This is a genomic window from Streptococcus sp. Marseille-Q6379 (genome assembly GCF_965119505.1).
This window is the reverse complement of sequence record NZ_CBCPLV010000001.1, coordinates 1271080-1291136: the sequence shown is the minus strand read 5'-3', so window position 1 is coordinate 1291136 and position 20057 is coordinate 1271080. Positions and strand designations below refer to the sequence as shown.

The following is a 20057-nucleotide window of genomic DNA, read 5'->3' as shown; positions in this document are numbered from 1 at the left end:
ATTTAAGGAGATATATATATGAGTGATGCATTTGCAGATGTTGCTAAGATGAAAAACATCAAGGAAGCTATTAAGTCACATGAAGGTCAGCTAGTAGAATTGACCCTAGAGAATGGTCGTAAACGTGAAAAGAATAAAATTGGTCGATTGACAGAAGTTTATCCATCATTGTTTATTGTTGAATATCAAGACTTCAGTTCCCAAGCAGGAGCTATTAATAATAGTTATGTTGAATCTTACACTTATTCAGATATTTTGACTGAGAAGACTCTCATTCGTTATTTGAGTCATGAGGAACAAGCTGAAATCGAAAATAAATAAGAAAAAGCCTTTACTTGGGCTTTTTTTCGTGGTAAAATATTTGAGTATGTGAAATAATAGCAGGATAAAATGAAGCTCGTCAACAGGAAGTCGGCTAGAAAAGTAACCTTTGCTGTTTGGGCGAAGTCTTTCTGAACGAATCAGGTTTATCTAAAACGTTATTTCCTAAAAATATTTTTTATAGGAGGACATTATTAATGTCACGTTATACAGGTCCATCATGGAAACAATCACGTCGCCTTGGTTTCTCACTTACAGGCACAGGTAAAGAATTGGCACGTCGTAACTACGTACCAGGTCAACACGGTCCAAACAACCGTTCAAAACTTTCAGAATACGGTTTGCAATTGGCTGAGAAACAAAAACTTCGTTTCTCATACGGTTTGGGTGAAAAACAATTCCGTAACTTGTTCGTACAAGCTACTAAAGTTAAAGGTGGAACACTTGGTTTCAACTTTATGGTTCTTTTGGAACGTCGTCTTGACAACGTTGTTTACCGTCTTGGTCTTGCAACTACTCGTCGTCAAGCACGCCAATTCGTAAACCACGGTCACATCCTTGTTGATGGTAAACGTGTTGATATCCCTTCATACCGCGTTGAAGTTGGTCAAGTAATCTCAGTTCGTGAAAAATCAGCTAAAGTTCCTGCTATCCTTGAAGCAGTAGAAGCTACTATCGGACGTCCAGCATTTGTATCATTCGATGCTGAAAAACTTGAAGGTTCATTGACACGTCTTCCAGAACGTGATGAAATCAACCCAGAAATCAACGAAGCACTTGTCGTTGAATTCTACAACAAAATGCTTTAATTTTAAGATTATTGTATCTAAAAGCCCGTTGTTATGGGCTTTTTTGTTTGTCTTAAATCATTGATTTCTAGGTTTGTTCAGTTACAAGTTTCCTAAAGCCATTTCATAGAATGAGACGGCTTTTTGTTTTCGAATATTAAAAAGACCCCTAGTCTGATACAAGTGACTAAGGGATTCGTAACATGATGATAGATGATTTTGAGGTATAAATTATTTATTATCCAATCCGCCTTCAAAATCTGCTGAAACGTTTGAAACGTAGTTGGTGAAGTAGCTTTCAAAATCTTTTTTTAGTTGGTCGTACTCCTCTTCGGAGTAATCTTTATCCTCTATATAAGCCTGAAATCTAGGAATTCCCAAATCTTTTTGGAGACGTTGGATTACTTCTGTCTTTGTCATAAGAACCTCTCTTTCATTCTTTATTTTACCATATTTCAAATTGTATGAAGCATACATGTTGTTTTAAAAGTTTACTTTTGATATACTGTCAAAGTTATTTAAGAAGGAGGCTACTATGTCTATTATTACACTAATCTTAGCTGGGATTGTTGCTTTGGAGCATCTCTATATCATGTATTTGGAAACTTTTGCGACACATTCAGACACGACTAGTCGTGTTTTCAATATGAGTAAAGAAGAACTTCAACGTGATTCTGTTACAAACTTATTTAAAAATCAAGGGATTTACAATGGTTTGATTGCTATATTCCTCTTGTATGGGATTTTCACAAGTAGTCAGCTACTTGTAACTGTTTTTGTACTCAATGTTTTCTTTGCTGCTATTTATGGTGCTATAACTGCAAATAAGAAAATTATTTTAACGCAAGGTGGACCCGCAATCTTGACCTTACTTTCACTTATCATTTCCTTATTTTAAGGATTTTATTGTAAAAGAAAAAGCTGCTTTAACTGTTGAAATGGTTTGCAGCTTTTTATGCTTTTGAAGTTGTTTTATTGTGGAATAAATCGTAGAAGAAAATCTGTCATTTCTCGGGGGGATTCTTTTTTTCCTTTATTTATCCAGGCTTGACAAGCACCAAAAATAGCGTGCGCAAAATAAATACTGGCATAGTCTTTCTCAAATCCTTTTAGAGATCTTTCTTCAGCAGTAGGGACAATGAAGTCCTCAGCTATCATACGCTGAAGTTTATGTATCAGAAAATCTTGAATTTCTTTTGATCCATTGGTAGACAATAGAGCTGATAGGAGTTTTTCACGAGTAAGAAATTCAAAGATTTCGAGGAAGGCTCCCTCTTTCTTTCCTTCGTATTTATCGAAGATATACTCTAGTTTATGGAAAAGCTCTTTCTGATAACTATCAATCATTTCATACTTATCTTTGTAGTGGGTATAAAAACTCGAACGGCTAATCCCAGCTGTTTGAACCAGACGAATGGTAGTAATATCATTGAAATCTTGGTCTTTTAAGCATATTACTAAAGCATCTAAAAGAGCTTTTTTAGTTTGAGCTCGCCTTTGATCTTTTGACATACAAATCTCCTTTTATACACTCTTAGACTATGTGTCCAAAAACTAATTATTTAACATTGATTTTCATGTAAATGAGTTTATAATTGATTATATCATAAAAATAAACACAATGTCTAAAAAGGAGAAATATGTTAGCAGAATTAAAGGCGCTTCTTAAAAGTCCAAAGCTCTGGATAACTATTATTGGTGTCTCATTGATACCCGCTTTATATAATCTAATCTTTTTATCTTCTATGTGGGATCCTTATGGAAATGTAAAGCATCTGCCAGTAGCCGTAGTGAACAAAGATAAGAGTGCTAGTTTCCAGAATAAAACTCTAAATATTGGTCATGATATGGTAGACAATATGTCTAAAAATAAAAATCTAGACTATCATTTTGTGACTGAAAATGAAGCCAAAAAAGGAATTGATGATGGTGACTACTATATGGTAATCACTTTTCCAGAAAATCTCTCAAGTAATGCAGCAAGTCTTTTGACAAATGATCCTAAGAAACTTGAAATTTCTTATCAGACAACAGCAGGGCATAGCTTCGTTTCTTCAAAAATGAGCGATTCTGCCATGTCTAAGTTAAAGGATACCGTTTCTAAAAATATTACGTCAACTTATGTTGGAGCTGTCTTTAAGAGTATGACTCAACTACAGAGTGGTATGGGAACTGCGGCGAATGGAGCTAGTCAATTATACGCAGGTGCAGGCGCACTTCAGTCTGGGAGTCAGACCTTATCAAGTGGTTTAGGAACTCTTGCTGGTTCTACACAGACATTGGCTACAGGTGTTGATACCTTGAGTTCAGGTGCATCTGCCTATACTTCAGGTGTGTCAACTTTGTCAGGTGCTTTGTCACAGTTAAATGCTAACTCTGAGGCTGTTAATTCTGCTGCAGGTCAATTTGTATCAGGAGCAGATGCTATGAGTACCTTAGTTACTGGTGCAGATTCTTTGTCAACTGCACTCAGTCAAATGGCTACGGCAACAAGTTTATCTGAAGAACAGCAAGCACAGTTGTCAACCTTGTCAACTAATTTAACCGATTTAAATACAGCAATTCAAAATCTCAATACAGCGGTAAGTAACACATCATTACCTAGTGGAACATCAACAACATCAGTAGATACAAGTTCAATAGCGACTTATCTTTCAAATATTTCTTCTGCGGCTAGTTCTATAGCTACGGCTAGTGCCACTGACAAAGCGAACGATTTGGCTGCGGTACAAGGAACAGCTGCTTATCAAAGCTTGACGGCAGATCAACAAGCAGAGATTACATCGGCAATTAGTAACGCAGGATCTACGGCTAGTAGTTACGCTTCAACTATTGCATCAGAAGTGTCAAGTATGTCAACGGCCTTATCTAGCTTGACAGGTACGACAACAACTAGTAGCGGAGATTCAAGTAGTTTAGCTTCTCTACAAACATCTATTTCAGGCATTGCAAGTTCGGCGAATGCTCTTCTTCCTGTAGCTTCATCAACGGTATCATCAATGCAAGCTAATATTGCTAATGTCAATTCGGTACTTGTCAATCAATTATCACCAGGAGCAATTCAAGTGGCTTCAGGTGTGTCAACCGCTCAAAGTACTCTAGCAACAGGTGCAAGCGCACTTTCAACTGGTTTGTCAACTTATACTGGTGCTGTGTCAACAATTGCTAGTGGCGCTCAAACTCTAGATGCTAACAGTAGTAGTTTAATGACTGGTTTTTCTACTCTTCAAAGTGGTACAAGTGCTCTCAATGCAGGTGCTCAACAATTAGCAACTGGAGGAAACACCTTAACAAATGGTTTGACAAGTCTGTCAACTAACCTTTCTACATTATCTGATTCATTAAACAAAGCTAATCAGCAACTCTCTCTTGTTTCTGTAAACTCAGACAATTCAAAAATGGTGAGTGCTCCGCTCAAAGAGAAGAAAACTGATAAGGATAAGGTTGACACTAATGGTGTGGGAATGGCTCCATATATGATTTCTGTTTCTCTTATGGTTGTCGCTCTTTCAACTAATGTTATCTTTGCTAAGAGCTTGACAGGAAGAAAATTTACGGGTCGTTTTGATTGGGCTAAGAATAAGTTACTTATCAATGGTATTATTACAACTATGGCTGCTATTGCGCTTTATATTGCCATTCGATTTGTGGGAGTTGAACCAAATCATCCATTAGCTACATTTGGTATGATTCTCCTTGCAGCATGTACTTTAATGGCGCTGGTTACAGCCCTTGTGGGTTGGGATGATAGATATGGTGCATTTGCTTCCATGATTATACTCCTTTTGCAGTTAGGTTCTAGTGCAGGAACTTATCCAATTGAACTTAGTCCTAAGTTCTTTAAGGTCGTCCAACCATTCTTACCAATGTCCTACTCGGTATCAGGTCTTCGTCAAACTATTTCAATGACAGGACAGATCTCAGATCAAGTACGTATGTTATTCATTTTCTTACTTATTTTTGTAGTTGTAGGTATTATTATTTATAGACCAAAGTCTGAAAATGAATAAACTAAAGGCCAGCTCTAATGTGAGCTGGCTTTTTATGTTATTCAACAGTTATATCACCGAGGTCTGAGGTAATGGTTAGTGAGTTATCCTTTGAGATTTTAAGGTTATTTGTGATGTCTACCTCTCCTGAATGACTATCGGCTTGAACATTGAGCGTGTAATCTTTAAGAGCTAGTTCAATATCACCAGATGTAACATCAAGTTTATTGTGACCATTGAAAATTAGGTTATCTCCAGAGTAATCTCCCATTGCAATAGATAAATCTGAGTTAGTAAAAAGTGTATGATTACTATCAACACTACCAACATCAAGGTTAGCTTTTAGGTTGCTGACAATCATTTTAGTAAAAGTTAGGTCCCCTACATTTAGATTGATATCTGCTTGTTTGATGGTGCTATTACTTAAATCTAGATTTCCAGTTGCTAAATCAACCTTTAAAAAATCAATCGTTTGTTTTTTAGGGAGTGTAATGACAATGGTTTTATTTCTGACTTCCTCGTTGAGAGTAGAAAGCTTTACTAAATCTTTTAATCCGAAAAAGTTAATATGTTTGTTAGAAGTTGAATCTAATTCAGAGTTGCTATCATTGATAGTCAATTGACCATCCTTTACAGATGTGTCAATTGGATTTTTTGTTTTTTGGTAGTAAGAAAGCGTTGCTTTGTCAACATCACCATTTTTTATAAGCACATTGTAGCTACTACTTTTAATATCAATTTTATTGAAGTCCTCAACTTCTTTCTTGACATAATCTTGCTCACTTATAGTTTGATTTTGTAAATCTGTTAAGCCACCTTGGCTATAACCCCAAGCTACGAATCCTCCTCCTAAAAATAGAGAGATAAGAGACACTCCGAGGACAATCTTTTTCCAAGTTTTCATGATTTTCTTCCTTTCTTGATGAGCCATTTAATCAATAGGGTAATTAGATTTACAATAAGTTTACAGATTTCAAATGAAATCAAAAGCAGTAAGAGTGCTCCTCCAAACATCAATAGACCTAGACCTACTCCAAACAGTGTTGAAGCTAGTGAAATATTTAAGAGAGAGAAGCTTGTAAAGAAAGTGTAAACACCACTAATGAGCAAGGCAAAAGTAAGAGCTAAGGCAGTCACTATAACTGCGAAAATAATCATAAGAAGTGTCACTATCATAGCTAAGAAGAATAGTAGAATTGGTAAGGCGACTGGACTGGCTAAAACAGCTAGAATCGCAATCCAGAGGATAGTTGTTTTATTACGTAAGCTACTCTTTTCCTCAATAATCTTTTCGTCTAGAAGACGACTAATGACTTCATGTGCGGCTTCCTTAGGTGTACCCAGTTCTGCAATAACCTGAGCTTCATTCTCAGGTCCAGCCTCTTCAAAATATTCCATGAAATATTCTATAGCTTCTTCGTAGTCCTGTTGTGGTAATTTTCGTAGATATTTTGTTAATTTGGCTATATATTCAGTCTTTGTCATGTCTTAATCTCCCTTCTAGAATACCGTCCAGAGTTTCTTTATAGGTTAACCATTCTTCATTAAGAAATTGAAGTTGCTCTTTTCCCTCTTGGGTAATACTGTAATATTTACGTTTACGCCCTTGGTACGCTTGGCTATAGGTGGTCATATAGCCTGCTTTTTCAAGCTTTTTTAGAATAGGATAAAGTGTTGACTCCTTGATATTAGCCGCAAGCTTTATTGTTTGACTAATCTCATAGCCATAAGAGTCATCTCTATCGATAATAGCTAATATTAAGAACTCTATCAGTCTTGATGATGTTGGAAAATACATAGTGTGCTCCTTTGCTTCTAGGATATGTATAAAAATTATATATAATTATTTTATATATAGAGTGTATCTCTTTTAGAAATATATGTCAATATTTTATATATATAAATTTTATATAATAGGGCTATCTTCTTTTTTATGATAATATGAAGTCAAGGAGTTCTTATGACTATTAAAGATAAACTAGCTCGTTACGAGCCGAAGCCGCTAGGGGAGAAAAGACGCTATGCGGTGCTTTTACCCCTGATATATGATGTAAAAACTGATAAGTATCAAATTCTTTACCAAGTACGAAGTGAGCACATTTCTCAACCAGGTGAGGTCTCTTTTCCTGGTGGTCGTGTCGAAAATGGTGAGACTTTTCAGGAAGCTGCTATACGAGAAACTTGTGAAGAATTAAACCTAGTTCCTGATCAAATTGACATTTGGGGAGAGCTTGATTATCTGATTCATCAGGGGAGAACCATCCATTGCTTTGTTGGAAAGATAAATATAGAAAATTGGGAGCATATTCATCCAAATGAAGAGGTGAAACGGTTGTTTACAGTTTATGTTGACACGTTGTTGACAGAAGATCCGATTTATTACAAAGTCACTTCTACCTTGAGTGATGCGAAAGGTTTCCCATTTTTCTTGGTAAAAAATAGAGAAAAATATAATTTTGGGTACAGTGAACGTCATATTCCTTTTTACAGAAACTTGACAGAGAATATATGGGGGATGACAGCTATGTTTACACATAGGTTTACAGATATTTTAAAAGGTTTAGAGTGAAAATAAAAGATCAACGGTAATATGTTGATCTTTTTACTATTAATTAAATTGTTTATTTGCTACCAAAGGAGTGAAATTTATTTCTGGGACATGAGTCTAGAGTATTCCTAAAATGATTTTCAAAATTAATATCGAAGCTTTTAGCTAGGTGGTCAAATTCAGAGTGGACAATGACTTTTTGTTTCGTTTGTGTCATTCCTATGCTAAAAGGGGAGTACTATGTAGATAGAGGCTGTTATGCTTTGGTGTTATTCTGCCTAAGATTGATGATTCTATTGATCTTTCTTAGGGAGTTACCTATGTTGAAGAGAAGGTAAAGCATATAACTATAAATAGTAAAGCTCCAAAAATCTGGGACAATACTGAGACTATAGACAAATAGGACTGTTGCACTAACAAAAATTAGACAGCTACATATTATTGAAAGTAGAGGATATCCTTTTGAAAATAATAGGCTTTCTATGATTAAGGCAAAAGCAGGTAGCAATAGAGTTAGAATGATAATAATAAAGATGAAGCGTTGTGTATCATCTAGCATCAAGTTACCCAATGATTTACCTAGGTAAAAATGAGAATCACTCCCCCCGGATAAATCAATTCTCTTGTCAAGGGACTAACTAGGATTAGGGTGTCAAATAGTGAGAAAGCCGCCCATCTCCAAATAGGGAAAGCCCATTCTTCCTCAGATAATTCTCTCTGAGTGCTTTCTTTAGTTAATTTTAATTTGATTGCCATCAATATGTACCTCTTTTGGAAAGTCGTTATTTTGATTTAAGATATACCATCCATCTGGTAGTTCAGAGTTTTTTAGTACTTGTTCTAATTGAGAATGTAAGTCAATTTCTTTAGTCGTGGAACCAGAAGTAAAACTCAATTGGACAGTAAGTTGTTTGTTTCGTAGAGCATCTTTAAGTGAAAAATCATAATAGCCACCTAGCGCTTTAGAATGTCCCTCTCATAAGTATAGAGCGTCGTGTATGGTACAGGTTCTATCTGAACAATAATATTTTTTAAATCTTTCTCGGTACTTAAAGCTTCAGAGATATCATTGATAAATTTTTGATTTCTAGGGTTGATTTTAATAGACTTTTTAACAAAGTCGTCCCCATATTCTCTTTCATCAGGTAAAATCTTATATTCACTATTTTGGCGATTAAAATCTGAGTCGTTTTCTGTTGGGCTGGCAATGTAAGGATAGAGTAAATCTTGAATATGGAGAGGAAGTTGAGTCTTTACATGTTCTTTTTTGTTATTAATGGTCTCTTGATAATCAATATGGAAAATCAGGTAATGTTTAACCTCATCTTCTTTATTCATACGATAAGTAATTTTATCTGCCCATCCGATACCAGTTATTTGCCCCTTTCCTTGAAATCCACGAGTTTTATAAAAACCTTTAATATTTTCTTGAGCATTGTAATAGAAAAAGATAGCAATCATGGTCAATAATAAAATCAAGGGCATAGTAATTTTAAGGTATTTGAAGCTATTTTTTACCATCTTAGTTCTGACTCTCCTTAACTAGTAGGTTGTAATCTTTTTGACTTTTAACTTCCTCGAGGCGTCCAGTCGTTGTATCAGTACTTGTAAAATACCAATAGATATCCTCCTTATCTGGTGTTAATTCTTTTTGGAGTTTAATGGCATCATCCAGATTAAGTGAGTCAGTTGTTACAATAATTAAGCTAAATCTTTTTTTGAGTGATTGGTCACTGTATTCGTTATCACCTTGATCTTTGTAATCAGCAAAATTTCTTTCTTTAGTCCAGATAAGGGGCATGGAGTTGATAGTGAGGGGATCATCTTTATGACCTACAGAAAAATTATCCTTTGAAAGGAGATAGCGGTAAGGTTTAGCAAATCCGTAGTATTGACTAACTCTTTCTGGTTTGGTTTTAGTTGCCTTATGGGTGCGTAAATTGACATAGAATACTCTTTTGTTGTTATAGGATGAAAATTTCACAAACTCATCCCTACCATCGGAGTACATGGTATTATCCATGGAACCGGGATTATTATATCCTAGTTTTTTAGCAAGGCCTAGTACATTAATAGTGTGTCCTTTTCTAGTGTCTTTACCAAGCTGATAAAAGTGAATAATATCATAATTTTTAGAGTCTTTCTTGTTTTTAGATAGTTTATACCTAGATTCTTGGAAGGCTAGGTAGGTGCGACCAACGGCTAATTGACTTCTCTCCAGTGATTTTTCATTTCCAAACTTAACACCTAAAACGTTAAAGTTTCCAATTTTGACGTTTTGAAAGGATGTTACAGTAACTTTTTTGTTAGTATAGTCGTAAAGTCTATCGTCTAAGGAATAAGCGGCTTGAATTCTATAAGCATGGCGAACGAATGTACCTGTAAGTAGAATGGTTATAAAAATAAGGAGGTAAACATGCCACATACGCCATCTAAATGTTTCTATTTTAGTCATAGGAACTCCTCTTTGAGTAATAGAAAAACCATGAAAATCTTATTTTCATGGTTTTTAATTCAATTATTTTACCTCTGTAAAGATTACGTGTTTACGCAATTTTGGTGAGTATTTTTTCAATTGAAGACGGTCTGGAGTGTTACGTTTGTTTTTTGAAGTAAGGTACAAGCGTTCACCAGATTCTTTGTGTTCAAGTGTAATATTTACGCGCATGGTATCTCCCTTCTATTATTTAGTTGCGTTAGCTTTAGCGATTTTACGTCCTTTGTAGTATCCTTTAAGTGATACACGGTGTGAACGTGAGTAATCTCCAGTTGTTTCGTCAAATTGTACTGATGGAGCAGTCAATTTGTAGTGTGTACGACGTTTGTTTTTCTTCGCTTTTGAAGTGTGACGTGCAGGTACTGCCATTTCTTTATTTCCTCCGAGTTAATATTTATGTTCTTGATTTTAAATCAACTATAACAGAATAACATATCTTTTTTGTAAAGTAAAGTTACTTGACAAAAAACTTTCCAAGAAATGATATAGTTAAAAACTATATCATGCGATAACAAATACATATTTCACTGCTATAGCAGCAAGTGCTAGAATAGGCTTATTATTACATTAAGCGAAAGCATAAAAAGGAGTAAATAACTATGAGTAAAGTTCATTATCATTTTGATCATGTTGGTTCTTACCTTCGTCCACAAGCTTTAAAAGAAGCACGTGAAAAATTTGCCAATGGTGAGATTTCGCAAGAAGAATTGTTGAAAGTACAAGATGAATTGGTTAAGGAATTGGTTCATCATGAGGTAGAAAATGGTCTTCAAGTAGTTTCTGATGGTGAATTTGGTCGTTCTTGGTGGCACCTTGATTTCCTATGGAACCTAACTGGTTTTGAAGCTTACCAACAAGAAGATTCATATAAATTCCATGGAGCTAAGACACGTACAACCAACGTTCGTATCAATGGTAAGATTGCCGAAAATCCTAATCATCCTTTCTATCGTGACTTTGAATATCTTAAATCAGTGACTCCTGAAGGAATTACTCCAAAAGTAACTATTCCAAGTCCATCACTCATCATTAACCGTGACCACCGTAGTGATCTTTATGCAGATTACTATGATTCGTGGACAGATTTTCTTGATGATTTGGCAAAAGCTTACCATGATACCATCCAACATTTCTACGATTTGGGTGCACGTTATGTACAGTTGGATGATACGACTTGGGGTTATTTGATTCAACAGTTTGAGAATGAAAAAAATAATCCTGAGAAAACAGCTGAGTTGGTAAAAATTGCTGAGGATGATGTATACACTATCAATAAAGCCTTGGAAGGTCTTCCAGAAGATTTGACTTTGGCTACTCATATTTGTCGTGGAAACTTTAAATCAACTTATCTTTTTGAAGGTGGCTATGATTCAGTAGCTAAATATCTTGGGAAATTGAATTATGATATCTTCTTCTTGGAATACGATGATGCGCGTTCAGGTAGCTTCGCACCACTTCCAACGATTTGGAATAACCGTGATCATGTTGAATTGGTGCTTGGTGTGATTACTTCTAAGGATCCAGCTTTGGAAGATGTAGATGCTGTCATCGCTCGTATCCATGAAGCGGCTGAGCTTGTACCACTTAAGAACCTTGGTATCTCAACTCAATGTGGTTTTGCATCAACTGAAGAAGGCAATATCTTGACTGAGAAAGACGAGTGGAATAAATTACAATTGATTAAAACAATTACTGATAAAGTTTGGTCATAATAGAAAAATGTAGAGGACAGGCTCAGCTTGTTCTCTCTTTTTATGAGTATAGAAAGGAAGTGTCATGAACTATAAAGAGACAGGACAGAAGATTTTAGATGCTGTAGGAGGAAAGGAGAAAGTTTAGAATCTTGTAAACTGTGCTAAACGTTTATGTTTTACCTTAGCGGATGATAAAGTTGTTCAAACTATCTAAGGTATTGTGAGTTTGGCTAAGAGTGGTGGCCAGTATCAAGTTGTTGTTGGGAGTGATGTACCAAATGTATACCGTGCCTTGGAAGGCTTATTAGACCTAGATGAAGTGTCTAAGGAATCATCGGAAAAACAAGACAGAACTCCTCTTCAAAGCTTTTTAGCCCTTATTTCTGGGATTTTCACACCAATCTTACCGGTAATTACAGCAGCAGGGATGATCAAAGCCGTTTTGTCTCTTTTGGTTGTCTTTAAGGTAGTAGCTGTAGATGATGTTAACGATTAAGTTCTTAATTTTATTAGTGATGCTGGATTTTATTTTTTACCTGTATTTTTAGGTGCTTCAGAAGCTCGATAGTTTAAGACAACCGCTCAATTGGGGATGTTGATTGGTGCTATTTTATTACACCCAACTTTTACGCAGATTGTGACAACTGCCAAGGAATCAGGTCATGGCGTCTCTTTCTTTAGTATTCCTCTTACATTAACTTCTTACTCATCAACGGTTATTCCTGTTATTTTGGCAGTTTGGTTTATGAGTTATGTGGAGCGCAATGCAATTAAAATTTCATCAAAGGCTGTTAAATTTTTCTTGGTGCCTATGATTACGACCTTGATCACTGCAATCGTAACACTTTTGATTTTAGGTCCAGGTGGTGCTGTCATTGGTAACTGGTTGGGTGATTTCTTTAAGTGGTTGGAAAACTTTGGTTCATGGGTTGTTCCAACAATTGTAGGGGCAACCTTCCCATTAATGGTTACTACAGGAACTCACTATGGCTTAGTATCTATTGGAATTAATAACCGTATGACTATTGGGTATGATACGATTGCACAGCCAGGTGCTTTGGCTTCGAATGTGGCTCAGGGGGGAGTAGCCCTTGCTATTGCTTTAAAAACTAAGGATACCAATGAAAAAGCTCTGGCTTCATCTGCTGGAATTACTGCAATTTGTGGGATTACGGAACCGGCTCTTTATGGGGTAACTTTGCAAAATAAAGCTGCCCTCATAGGATCTATTGTTGCAGGGGGGAGTAGGTAGCTTCTTCCTTGGTATTTTAGGTGCGAGAAATTTTGCAGGTGCTTCCCCAGGTCTCTTGACGATTGCAGCCTATATCGGTGAAGATACACTTAAATATTTTTACACAGCTATTGCAGGTCTTGTAATTTCTGTTGTGATATCTTTTATTGTGACCTTCGTTCTTTATAAAGAAGATTAATGATTGTGGCAGGCCGAGAGGTCTGTTTCTTTCTTACGTTGAAAAAACCTCTACCATTTCCCAAAAGCTATGTAAATTATGATAGAATAGAGTGATTATATCTGTAATAACGGAAAAGGAGGGCAGGTCTATTTGAGACCTGTATCATCATTATGAAACTTCAAAAACCTAAGGGAACGCAGGATATTTTACCTGCTGATAGTGCTAAATGGCAGTACGTAGAAAATGTTGCACGTGAAACATTTAAGAAATACAATTATGGTGAAATTCGTACACCTATGTTTGAACATTACGAGGTCATTTCACGTTCAGTAGGTGATACAACTGACATCGTTACTAAGGAAATGTACGATTTTCATGATAAGGGAGACCGTCATATCACACTTCGTCCAGAAGGAACAGCACCGGTTGTACGCTCTTATGTAGAAAATAAACTCTTTGCGCCAGAGGTTCAAAAACCCGTTAAAGTTTATTATATTGGATCAATGTTCCGTTATGAACGTCCTCAAGCAGGACGCTTGCGTGAGTTCCACCAACTAGGTGTAGAGTGCTTTGGATCAAAAAATCCAGCCACAGATGTTGAAACCATTGCTATGGCCTACCAACTCTTTAATACGCTTGGCATCAAGGAAGTCACCCTTCATTTGAATAGCCTTGGAAATACTGAGAGTCGTCTGGCTTATCGTCAGGCCTTGATTGACTACTTGACACCAATGCGTGATACTTTATCAAAAGATAGTCAGCGCCGTTTGGATGAAAATCCTTTGCGAGTACTCGATTCAAAAGAAAAAGAAGATAAGGTTGCAGTTGAAAATGCACCCTCTATTCTTGATTATTTAGATGACGAAAGTCAAGCGCACTTTGACGAAGTGCGTGCCATGCTCGATAGTCTTAACATTCCTTATGTGATTGATACTAATATGGTACGTGGTCTTGATTACTACAACCACACGATTTTTGAATTTATTACCACTATTGATAAGTCTGAATTGACAATCTGTGCAGGCGGTCGTTACGATAGTTTGGTTGAATACTTCGGTGGTCCAGAAACAGCTGGTTTTGGTTTTGGACTTGGTTTAGAACGCTTGCTTTTGGTTATTGATAAACAAGGTATTGAACTTCCGGTGGAAGAAAGTCTAGATGTTTACATTGCAGTACTTGGTTCAGGTGCTAATGGTAAAGCTCTTGAGTTAGTTCAAGCTATCCGCTATCAAGGATTTAAAGCTGAACGTGATTACCTTGGACGGAAGATTAAGGCACAATTCAAGTCAGCAGATACCTTCAAGGCCAAGACTGTTATCACATTAGGTGAGAGTGAAGTGGAGTCAGGTCAAGTTAATGTCAAAAATAATGCTACTCGTGAGGAAGTTACTGTAAGTTTCGAAGAGCTAACTAAGAACTTTGCAGCAGTCCTCAAACAGTTAGAAAAGTAGGGGGCATATGATTAGTATAGTTGATATGCTCAAACGGAGTGAAAAGTTTAGTTTGGCTTTTGATCGTAGTATGCCTATTCGTTTCCAACAACAGTTTTGGCAGTTGATTGCTTTTCTTGATAAGCATGAAATTACTTGGTTTAATGATGAGCCTGCAAGTGATCATGCGATGTGTCAGCAATTACTTGGTCAAGTTTGGCGTCAAGATTGTCAAGATGTAGTCTTGAGTTTTGAAACTCAGGAACGTTATTTGGGATGGCAGGTAGACGAGGAAACTGATGAACTTAGTGTTATCATTGAAGATGTTTACGGTTTCCGCTGGAATAGTTTACTTGACTTAGAAACAGCTGATTATCGTTTTGAAGAGTTTGAAGAGTTTGCTGAAGATTACGTGGATACTAGTGATTTGTTGAAACAATTTGGCAAATAGTTTGATAAAAAAGAAAGTCTATTAAAATTCTAACCTGAAATGGGTGGGGTTTTGATGGGCTTTTTGCTATAATAGTTAAGACTAAAAAATTAACGAAAGAAGTGTATTTATGGAACGTTCTATGTATGCCGGACGTGTTCGTAGTGAACACATCGGAACTACTATTACTTTGAAAGGTTGGGTATCTCGCCGTCGTAACCTCGGAGGTTTGATTTTCATCGATCTTCGTGACCGTGAAGGTTTGATGCAGTTGGTTGTTAACCCTGAGAATGTGGATGCAACTGTGGTTGAAACAGCTGAGAGCTTGCGTAGCGAATTTGTTATTGAAGTAACAGGAACTGTTGAAGCGCGTGAACAAGCTAATGATAACTTGCCTACAGGTGCTGTCGAACTTAAAGTTGAAGACCTTAAAGTCCTTAATACTGCCAAAACAACACCATTTGAAATCAAAGATGGTGTTGAGGCTAGTGATGATACACGTATGCGTTACCGCTACTTGGATCTTCGTCGTCCAGAGATGTTGGAAAACTTTAAGCTCCGTGCAAAGGTAACTCACGCCATCCGTAATTATCTTGATGACTTGGAATTTATCGATGTTGAAACACCAATGTTGACAAAATCTACACCAGAAGGTGCTCGTGATTACTTGGTTCCAAGCCGTGTTAGCCAAGGCCACTTTTATGCTCTTCCGCAAAGTCCTCAAATCACTAAACAGTTATTAATGAATGCTGGTTTTGACCGTTATTATCAAATTGTTAAGTGTTTCCGTGATGAAGATTTGCGTGGAGATCGTCAACCTGAGTTTACACAAGTTGACTTGGAAACCTCATTCCTTAATGAGCAAGAAATCCAAGATATTACTGAAGGGTTGATTGCTAAGGTCATGAAAGAAACTAAAGGGATTGAAGTTACACTACCATTCCCACGTATGTCTTATGATGATGCCATGAATAACTATGGTTCTGACAAGCCAGATACACGCTTTGACATGCTTTTACAAGACTTGACAGAGGTTGTCAAGGGTGTAGACTTCAAAGTGTTTGCTGAGGCACCAGCTGTTAAGGCAATTGTTGTCAAAGGAAATGCAGACAAATACTCACGTAAAAGCATTGACAAGTTGACAGAGTTTGCCAAACAATTTGGCGCTAAAGGTCTTGCTTGGGTTAAGATGACTGACGGAGCTCTAGCTGGTCCAGTTGCTAAATTCTTGACAAGTATTGAAGAAAAGTTGACAGGTGCTTTACACCTTGAAGAGAATGATCTAGTTCTTTTTGTAGCAGATACTCTTGAAATTGCTAATAACACACTTGGTGCTTTGCGTAATCAGATTGCTAAAGAACTTGACATGATTGACAATACTAAGTTCAACTTCCTTTGGGTTGTCGATTGGCCAATGTTTGAGTGGTCTGAAGAAGAAGGACGCTATATGTCTGCTCACCACCCATTTACTTTGCCAACAGAAGATTCTGTAGCAGAGCTTGAAGGTGATCTTTCCAAGGTTCGTGCTGTGGCTTATGATATTGTCTTGAATGGCTATGAGCTTGGTGGGGGTAGTCTACGTATCAATCATAAAGACCTACAGGAACGTATGTTGAAAGCCCTTGGCTTCTCTGAAGAATCAGCCTACGAGCAATTTGGATTCCTTCTTGAAGCTATGGACTATGGTTTCCCACCACATGGTGGTTTGGCTATCGGTCTTGACCGTTTTGTTATGCTTCTTGCAGGTAAAGATAATATCCGTGAAGTGATTGCCTTCCCTAAAAATAATAAGGCATCAGATCCTATGACTCAGGCTCCAAGTCTTGTGGCTGATAAACAGTTGGAAGAACTTGCCCTTCATGTAGATTTAGAAAATGAATAAAGCACCTCTTCATAAACATGTTAAATTTGTAGCGAAAAAGTCTGCGAAGAGAATGGGCGTTTTGCAGGCTGTTCGTAGTATTTCCCGTGAAAAGTATACTGAAAAAGTCTCAGCGTCTTTACTTTATGGGCTCTTATCGTCAATCGCTGTTAATTTCTTTTTTCAACCTGGACATGTTTACTCCAGTGGAGCGACAGGTTTGGCACAGGTTTTATCGGCATTGAGTGTTAGAACTTTGGGCTTTGAGATACCAGTATCATTGACTTTCTACGCGATTAATATCCCTCTCTTGATTTTGGCTTGGTATAAGATTGGCCATAAATTTACTATCTTTACCTTCATTACAGTAACGATGAGTTCCCTTTTTATTCAGGTGATGCCACATGTAACCTTGACAGAGGATCCTTTGATCAATGCTATCTTTGGTGGTTTGGTCATGGGAACAGGGATTGGTTTCGGTTTAAAATCTCGTATCTCTAGCGGAGGGACGGATATCGTTAGCCTCACTATTCGTAAGAAAACAGGCCGTGATGTTGGTAATATCTCCTTGATTGTCAATGGGATTATCATGGTTTTTGCGGGCATTCTTTTTGGTTGGAAATACGCTCTCTATTCAATGGTTACGATTTTTGTTTCTAGTCGAGTAACGGATGCGATTTTCACTAAACAAAAGAAAATGCAGGCTATGATTGTTACAAGTAATCCAGATCCAGTTGTACGAATGATCCAGAAGAAACTCCACCGTGGAGTAACGTTGATTAATGATGCGGAAGGAACATATAATCACGAAAAGAAAGCCGTATTATTGGCGATTATTACGCGTGAAGAGTATACTGACTTCAAGCATTATATGAGAAAAGCAGACCCTAAAGCCTTTGTCTCCATTGCAGAAAATGTACATATTCTAGGTCGTTTTGTTGATTTAGATGACTAACAAAAAAAGAAAGTTGACGAACGTTAGCTTCTTTTTTGTTGGATAGAATTCTTGACGAAATGCTTGCTTGACTTTACAATATCAGTATGATTAGATTTTTAATTCCAACCGCAAAAGAAATGAAGGCCAGTAAGGAAGTTCCGTCTCAAAAATTATCTGAAAAGAGTGCGGCTATCCTAACTGAAATGGCAAAATTATCCACAGATGAATTGTCCACAGCTTATAAAATAAAGCCTGAGCAGGCTGAGAAAGAGAAGCAGCGCTGGGCTGCGATTTTGTCTGGAGAAGCGAAGAACTATCCGGCTGTCGAGCTTTTTAATGGACTGATGTATCGTCACATCAAACGTAGTGACTTATCCACATATGAAAAAGATTTCTTAGGCCAACAAGTATTCATCACATCTTCTTTTTATGGAATCATTCCCGCTTTTTACCCGATTCAAGAACATCGTCATGACTTTCATACGAAGATCAAGGTTAATGGTCAGTCCTTAAAAAACTATTGGCGTGCTGAATATGACCAATTTCTAGAGGAGAGTCAAGTTCCAGTTGTTTCTTTGCTTTCAAGTGAATTTGAAGATGTTTTTAGTCCAACTCTTCGTAAGCAGTTATTCACGGTTAGCTTTATGGAAGACCGCAATGGGGTTCTTAAGACTCACTCTACGATATCCAAAAAGGCAAGAGGGGCTTTTTTGACAGCTGTTATGGAGGAGAATTGTCAAACGATTAATGCTTTACGAAAATTGTCTTTTGATGATTTTAACTATCGTGAGGATTTATCCTCTAACAATGAGCTAGTTTTTGTTAAAATAGTCTAAAAAAGTCTGAGTTATCAACTCAGACTTTTTCTTATAGCATATCTTTACGATCAACTTGTTCATAGTTAGTTTGACCGTCATTTAGTTTGTCCCAAATAACGACTGCTCCTTGATCAAGAGATTTTTTGACATCAATAATACGTTGATTAGATGATCCTCGAAACTGGAGCATAAGATTCTTTTTAGTGATGTCAAAGCGGCCGTCAACGAGAATATCAACGAGTTGAAGAAGTTCTAGTTTATCAGGGGTTTCAAGCATCAACTCCTCCCAAGTATACCCAGTCCAAGACCAGATATCTTTTTCCGGGAGTTCCTTACGAATGCGTTTGACTAGGGGAATGAGAATTCCTGTGTTTAGGAAGGGTTCACCACCAAGTAGCGTGAGACCTTGTACGTAAGGTTGAGCTAGGTCAAGCATGATTTGTTCTTCAAGTTCTTTGGTATAGGGAATACCTGCCTTAAATGACCAGGTAGCAGCATTATAGCATCCCTTGCAATGAAACATGCAACCAGAGACGTAAAGCGAATTACGTACGCCTTCACCATCAACGAAGTTAAAAGCTTTGTAGTCAATAATGCGTCCTTGGCTAAGTTCTTCAGACTTCCATTCTTGTGGTTTTGGTGTATTCCATGTCATTATTCTACTCCAAATCTATCCAATAGCGCTCAGTTTCATGGCGAATGTCCTCCAACTGACCACCGTTGGCCAATATAACAGCTTGGCTAGCAGGGTTTTCTGTGCTACAAGTTACCAGAGCTCGTTTGATATTCTTTTCCTTAGCAACTTGTAAACCTTGGCGGAGGGCCTCTTTAGCATAGCCCTTACCTCTTTCAGATGGACGAATGGAGTAGCCGATATGGCCCCCTTTTTCTAGTAAGTAGTCATTTAATCGGAGACGAAGGTTGAGAAAGCCAAGAGCCTGGCCTGCTACGTCAAAACTAACCAGCTGGATAGCAGGAACCCAGTTTTCAGGAATATTGAGTCCCGCTTCCGCTTGAAGATTTTCTTCTAGCCACTCTTCATAAACAAAATTGTTGGCGTTCCAAAATCCACCATCATGAGCAGCTTGCTCCCTTTCAAATTCAGCCATCATCTCTAAGATAGCTTCTTTATCTGTTTGACTTGGACGGCGTAAAATCATATTACTTCTTCTTTCCAGCTTTTTTCAAAAGGGCTTGGACACGTGCTTTTTTATCATTTTTGACGGTTGCATTTTTTTCGTGGTAACGTTCCACTTGTTGCATACCTTTATAATCTAATTGATATTTTCCCATAATATTCCTTTCTAAAAATGAAATAAGCAAAGCAGTTGG

27 protein-coding genes are annotated in these 20057 nt (G+C 37.1%); 14 read left to right on the top strand and 13 right to left on the bottom strand.

The genetic code is table 11. The features are described from left to right. Nucleotides 1-18 precede the first annotated feature (18 nt). Nucleotides 19-321: a Veg family protein gene (locus ACWPVZ_RS06590; RefSeq protein WP_070577122.1), complete on the top strand. Its 303-nt coding sequence runs from the start codon at nucleotides 19-21 to the stop codon at nucleotides 319-321. 197 nt (nucleotides 322-518) lie between these two features. Further along, the gene (gene rpsD / locus ACWPVZ_RS06585) at nucleotides 519-1130 is read left to right on the top strand and encodes a 30S ribosomal protein S4 (RefSeq protein ID WP_002885833.1); all 612 of its coding nucleotides are present in this window, start codon (nucleotides 519-521) and stop codon (nucleotides 1128-1130) included. A gap of 210 nt (nucleotides 1131-1340) precedes the next feature. On the opposite strand, the gene ACWPVZ_RS06580 is transcribed toward rpsD, so the two are convergent. Further along, nucleotides 1341-1529: a hypothetical protein gene (locus ACWPVZ_RS06580; protein WP_003095232.1), complete on the bottom strand. Its 189-nt coding sequence runs from the start codon at nucleotides 1527-1529 to the stop codon at nucleotides 1341-1343. A gap of 115 nt (nucleotides 1530-1644) precedes the next feature. Between ACWPVZ_RS06580 and ACWPVZ_RS06575 the strand changes: the two genes are divergently transcribed. Beyond that, nucleotides 1645-2007 carry a DUF1304 domain-containing protein gene (locus tag ACWPVZ_RS06575; RefSeq protein ID WP_060971628.1) on the top strand — a complete coding sequence of 121 codons (363 nt, stop codon included), beginning with the start codon at nucleotides 1645-1647 and terminating at the stop codon, nucleotides 2005-2007. 74 nt (nucleotides 2008-2081) lie between these two features. On the opposite strand, the gene ACWPVZ_RS06570 is transcribed toward ACWPVZ_RS06575, so the two are convergent. After that, nucleotides 2082-2621, bottom strand: coding sequence for a TetR/AcrR family transcriptional regulator (locus ACWPVZ_RS06570; protein ID WP_037599355.1), 540 nt, complete (start codon nucleotides 2619-2621; stop codon nucleotides 2082-2084). Between the two features lie 128 nt (nucleotides 2622-2749). Between ACWPVZ_RS06570 and ACWPVZ_RS06565 the strand changes: the two genes are divergently transcribed. Further along, the gene (locus tag ACWPVZ_RS06565) at nucleotides 2750-5119 is read left to right on the top strand and encodes a YhgE/Pip domain-containing protein (protein ID WP_060971627.1); all 2370 of its coding nucleotides are present in this window, start codon (nucleotides 2750-2752) and stop codon (nucleotides 5117-5119) included. A gap of 37 nt (nucleotides 5120-5156) precedes the next feature. Here ACWPVZ_RS06565 and ACWPVZ_RS06560 read toward each other — a convergent pair whose 3' ends face one another. From ACWPVZ_RS06560 to ACWPVZ_RS06550, 3 genes are read right to left on the bottom strand one after another with little or no spacing between them, the layout of a single operon-like run. Continuing rightward, entirely contained in the window at nucleotides 5157-6002 is an 846-nt protein-coding gene (locus ACWPVZ_RS06560) for a DUF4097 family beta strand repeat-containing protein (protein ID WP_414341119.1), read from the bottom strand. Continuing rightward, nucleotides 5999-6583, bottom strand: a complete 585-nt coding sequence (locus ACWPVZ_RS06555; protein ID WP_414341120.1) for a DUF1700 domain-containing protein — start codon at nucleotides 6581-6583, stop codon at nucleotides 5999-6001. Before ACWPVZ_RS06555 ends, ACWPVZ_RS06560 begins: the two co-directional genes overlap by 4 nt. Continuing rightward, the gene (locus tag ACWPVZ_RS06550) at nucleotides 6570-6896 is read right to left on the bottom strand and encodes a PadR family transcriptional regulator (RefSeq protein WP_414341121.1); all 327 of its coding nucleotides are present in this window, start codon (nucleotides 6894-6896) and stop codon (nucleotides 6570-6572) included. Before ACWPVZ_RS06550 ends, ACWPVZ_RS06555 begins: the two co-directional genes overlap by 14 nt. Before the next feature lie 162 nt (nucleotides 6897-7058). Between ACWPVZ_RS06550 and ACWPVZ_RS06545 the strand changes: the two genes are divergently transcribed. Then, nucleotides 7059-7667: an NUDIX hydrolase gene (locus ACWPVZ_RS06545; RefSeq protein ID WP_414341122.1), complete on the top strand. Its 609-nt coding sequence runs from the start codon at nucleotides 7059-7061 to the stop codon at nucleotides 7665-7667. 558 nt (nucleotides 7668-8225) lie between these two features. On the opposite strand, the gene ACWPVZ_RS06540 is transcribed toward ACWPVZ_RS06545, so the two are convergent. From ACWPVZ_RS06540 to rpmF, 5 genes are all read right to left on the bottom strand, one after another. Next, nucleotides 8226-8402, bottom strand: coding sequence for a hypothetical protein (locus ACWPVZ_RS06540; RefSeq protein WP_454381465.1), 177 nt, complete (start codon nucleotides 8400-8402; stop codon nucleotides 8226-8228). Between the two features lie 198 nt (nucleotides 8403-8600). Continuing rightward, the gene (locus ACWPVZ_RS06535) at nucleotides 8601-9167 is read right to left on the bottom strand and encodes a hypothetical protein (RefSeq protein ID WP_454381463.1); all 567 of its coding nucleotides are present in this window, start codon (nucleotides 9165-9167) and stop codon (nucleotides 8601-8603) included. A 1-nt stretch (nucleotide 9168) separates the two neighbouring features. Continuing rightward, nucleotides 9169-10101 (bottom strand): hypothetical protein, encoded by a 933-nt coding sequence (locus ACWPVZ_RS06530; protein WP_414341124.1) that lies wholly within the window; start codon nucleotides 10099-10101, stop codon nucleotides 9169-9171. Between the two features lie 63 nt (nucleotides 10102-10164). Further along, nucleotides 10165-10314, bottom strand: coding sequence for a 50S ribosomal protein L33 (rpmG, locus tag ACWPVZ_RS06525; RefSeq protein ID WP_002262412.1), 150 nt, complete (start codon nucleotides 10312-10314; stop codon nucleotides 10165-10167). A gap of 15 nt (nucleotides 10315-10329) precedes the next feature. Continuing rightward, a complete protein-coding gene (gene rpmF / locus ACWPVZ_RS06520) occupies nucleotides 10330-10512 on the bottom strand; it encodes a 50S ribosomal protein L32 (RefSeq protein WP_002892130.1) in 183 nt (60 codons plus the stop codon). Nucleotides 10513-10742: 230 nt separating this feature from the next. Here rpmF and ACWPVZ_RS06515 point away from each other — a divergent pair, with 230 nt between their 5' ends. From ACWPVZ_RS06515 to yaaA, 9 genes are all read left to right on the top strand, one after another. Beyond that, nucleotides 10743-11855, top strand: coding sequence for a vitamin B12 independent methionine synthase (locus ACWPVZ_RS06515; protein WP_414341125.1), 1113 nt, complete (start codon nucleotides 10743-10745; stop codon nucleotides 11853-11855). Nucleotides 11856-12063: 208 nt separating this feature from the next. Continuing rightward, nucleotides 12064-12333, top strand: coding sequence for a PTS beta-glucoside transporter subunit IIABC (locus ACWPVZ_RS06510; RefSeq protein WP_454381455.1), 270 nt, complete (start codon nucleotides 12064-12066; stop codon nucleotides 12331-12333). 96 nt (nucleotides 12334-12429) lie between these two features. Further along, nucleotides 12430-13089 carry a PTS transporter subunit EIIC gene (locus ACWPVZ_RS06505; RefSeq protein ID WP_414341127.1) on the top strand — a complete coding sequence of 220 codons (660 nt, stop codon included), beginning with the start codon at nucleotides 12430-12432 and terminating at the stop codon, nucleotides 13087-13089. Continuing rightward, nucleotides 13070-13267 carry a hypothetical protein gene (locus ACWPVZ_RS06500; protein ID WP_414341128.1) on the top strand — a complete coding sequence of 66 codons (198 nt, stop codon included), beginning with the start codon at nucleotides 13070-13072 and terminating at the stop codon, nucleotides 13265-13267. The genes ACWPVZ_RS06505 and ACWPVZ_RS06500 overlap by 20 nt, the downstream gene beginning before the upstream one ends. A gap of 152 nt (nucleotides 13268-13419) precedes the next feature. After that, nucleotides 13420-14700, top strand: coding sequence for a histidine--tRNA ligase (gene hisS / locus ACWPVZ_RS06495; protein WP_414341129.1), 1281 nt, complete (start codon nucleotides 13420-13422; stop codon nucleotides 14698-14700). A gap of 7 nt (nucleotides 14701-14707) precedes the next feature. Continuing rightward, nucleotides 14708-15130: a hypothetical protein gene (locus ACWPVZ_RS06490; protein ID WP_070576091.1), complete on the top strand. Its 423-nt coding sequence runs from the start codon at nucleotides 14708-14710 to the stop codon at nucleotides 15128-15130. Nucleotides 15131-15239: 109 nt separating this feature from the next. Next, on the top strand, nucleotides 15240-16991 hold the full coding sequence (aspS, locus tag ACWPVZ_RS06485; RefSeq protein WP_454381452.1) for an aspartate--tRNA ligase: 1752 nt from the start codon (nucleotides 15240-15242) through the stop codon (nucleotides 16989-16991). Continuing rightward, nucleotides 16984-17925, top strand: a complete 942-nt coding sequence (locus ACWPVZ_RS06480; RefSeq protein WP_002892117.1) for a YitT family protein — start codon at nucleotides 16984-16986, stop codon at nucleotides 17923-17925. Before aspS ends, ACWPVZ_RS06480 begins: the two co-directional genes overlap by 8 nt. Before the next feature lie 86 nt (nucleotides 17926-18011). Continuing rightward, the gene (gene yaaA, locus ACWPVZ_RS06475) at nucleotides 18012-18743 is read left to right on the top strand and encodes a peroxide stress protein YaaA (protein ID WP_037599334.1); all 732 of its coding nucleotides are present in this window, start codon (nucleotides 18012-18014) and stop codon (nucleotides 18741-18743) included. A 31-nt stretch (nucleotides 18744-18774) separates the two neighbouring features. Here yaaA and nrdG read toward each other — a convergent pair whose 3' ends face one another. The 3 genes from nrdG to ACWPVZ_RS06460 are packed head-to-tail and all read right to left on the bottom strand — an operon-like array spanning nucleotide 18775 to nucleotide 20018. Then, nucleotides 18775-19380: an anaerobic ribonucleoside-triphosphate reductase activating protein gene (nrdG, locus tag ACWPVZ_RS06470; protein WP_002892115.1), complete on the bottom strand. Its 606-nt coding sequence runs from the start codon at nucleotides 19378-19380 to the stop codon at nucleotides 18775-18777. A 4-nt stretch (nucleotides 19381-19384) separates the two neighbouring features. Then, nucleotides 19385-19885: a GNAT family N-acetyltransferase gene (locus ACWPVZ_RS06465; protein ID WP_414341130.1), complete on the bottom strand. Its 501-nt coding sequence runs from the start codon at nucleotides 19883-19885 to the stop codon at nucleotides 19385-19387. A gap of 1 nt (nucleotide 19886) precedes the next feature. Next, nucleotides 19887-20018, bottom strand: a complete 132-nt coding sequence (locus tag ACWPVZ_RS06460) for a hypothetical protein (protein ID WP_002885877.1) — start codon at nucleotides 20016-20018, stop codon at nucleotides 19887-19889. Nucleotides 20019-20057 lie beyond the last annotated feature (39 nt).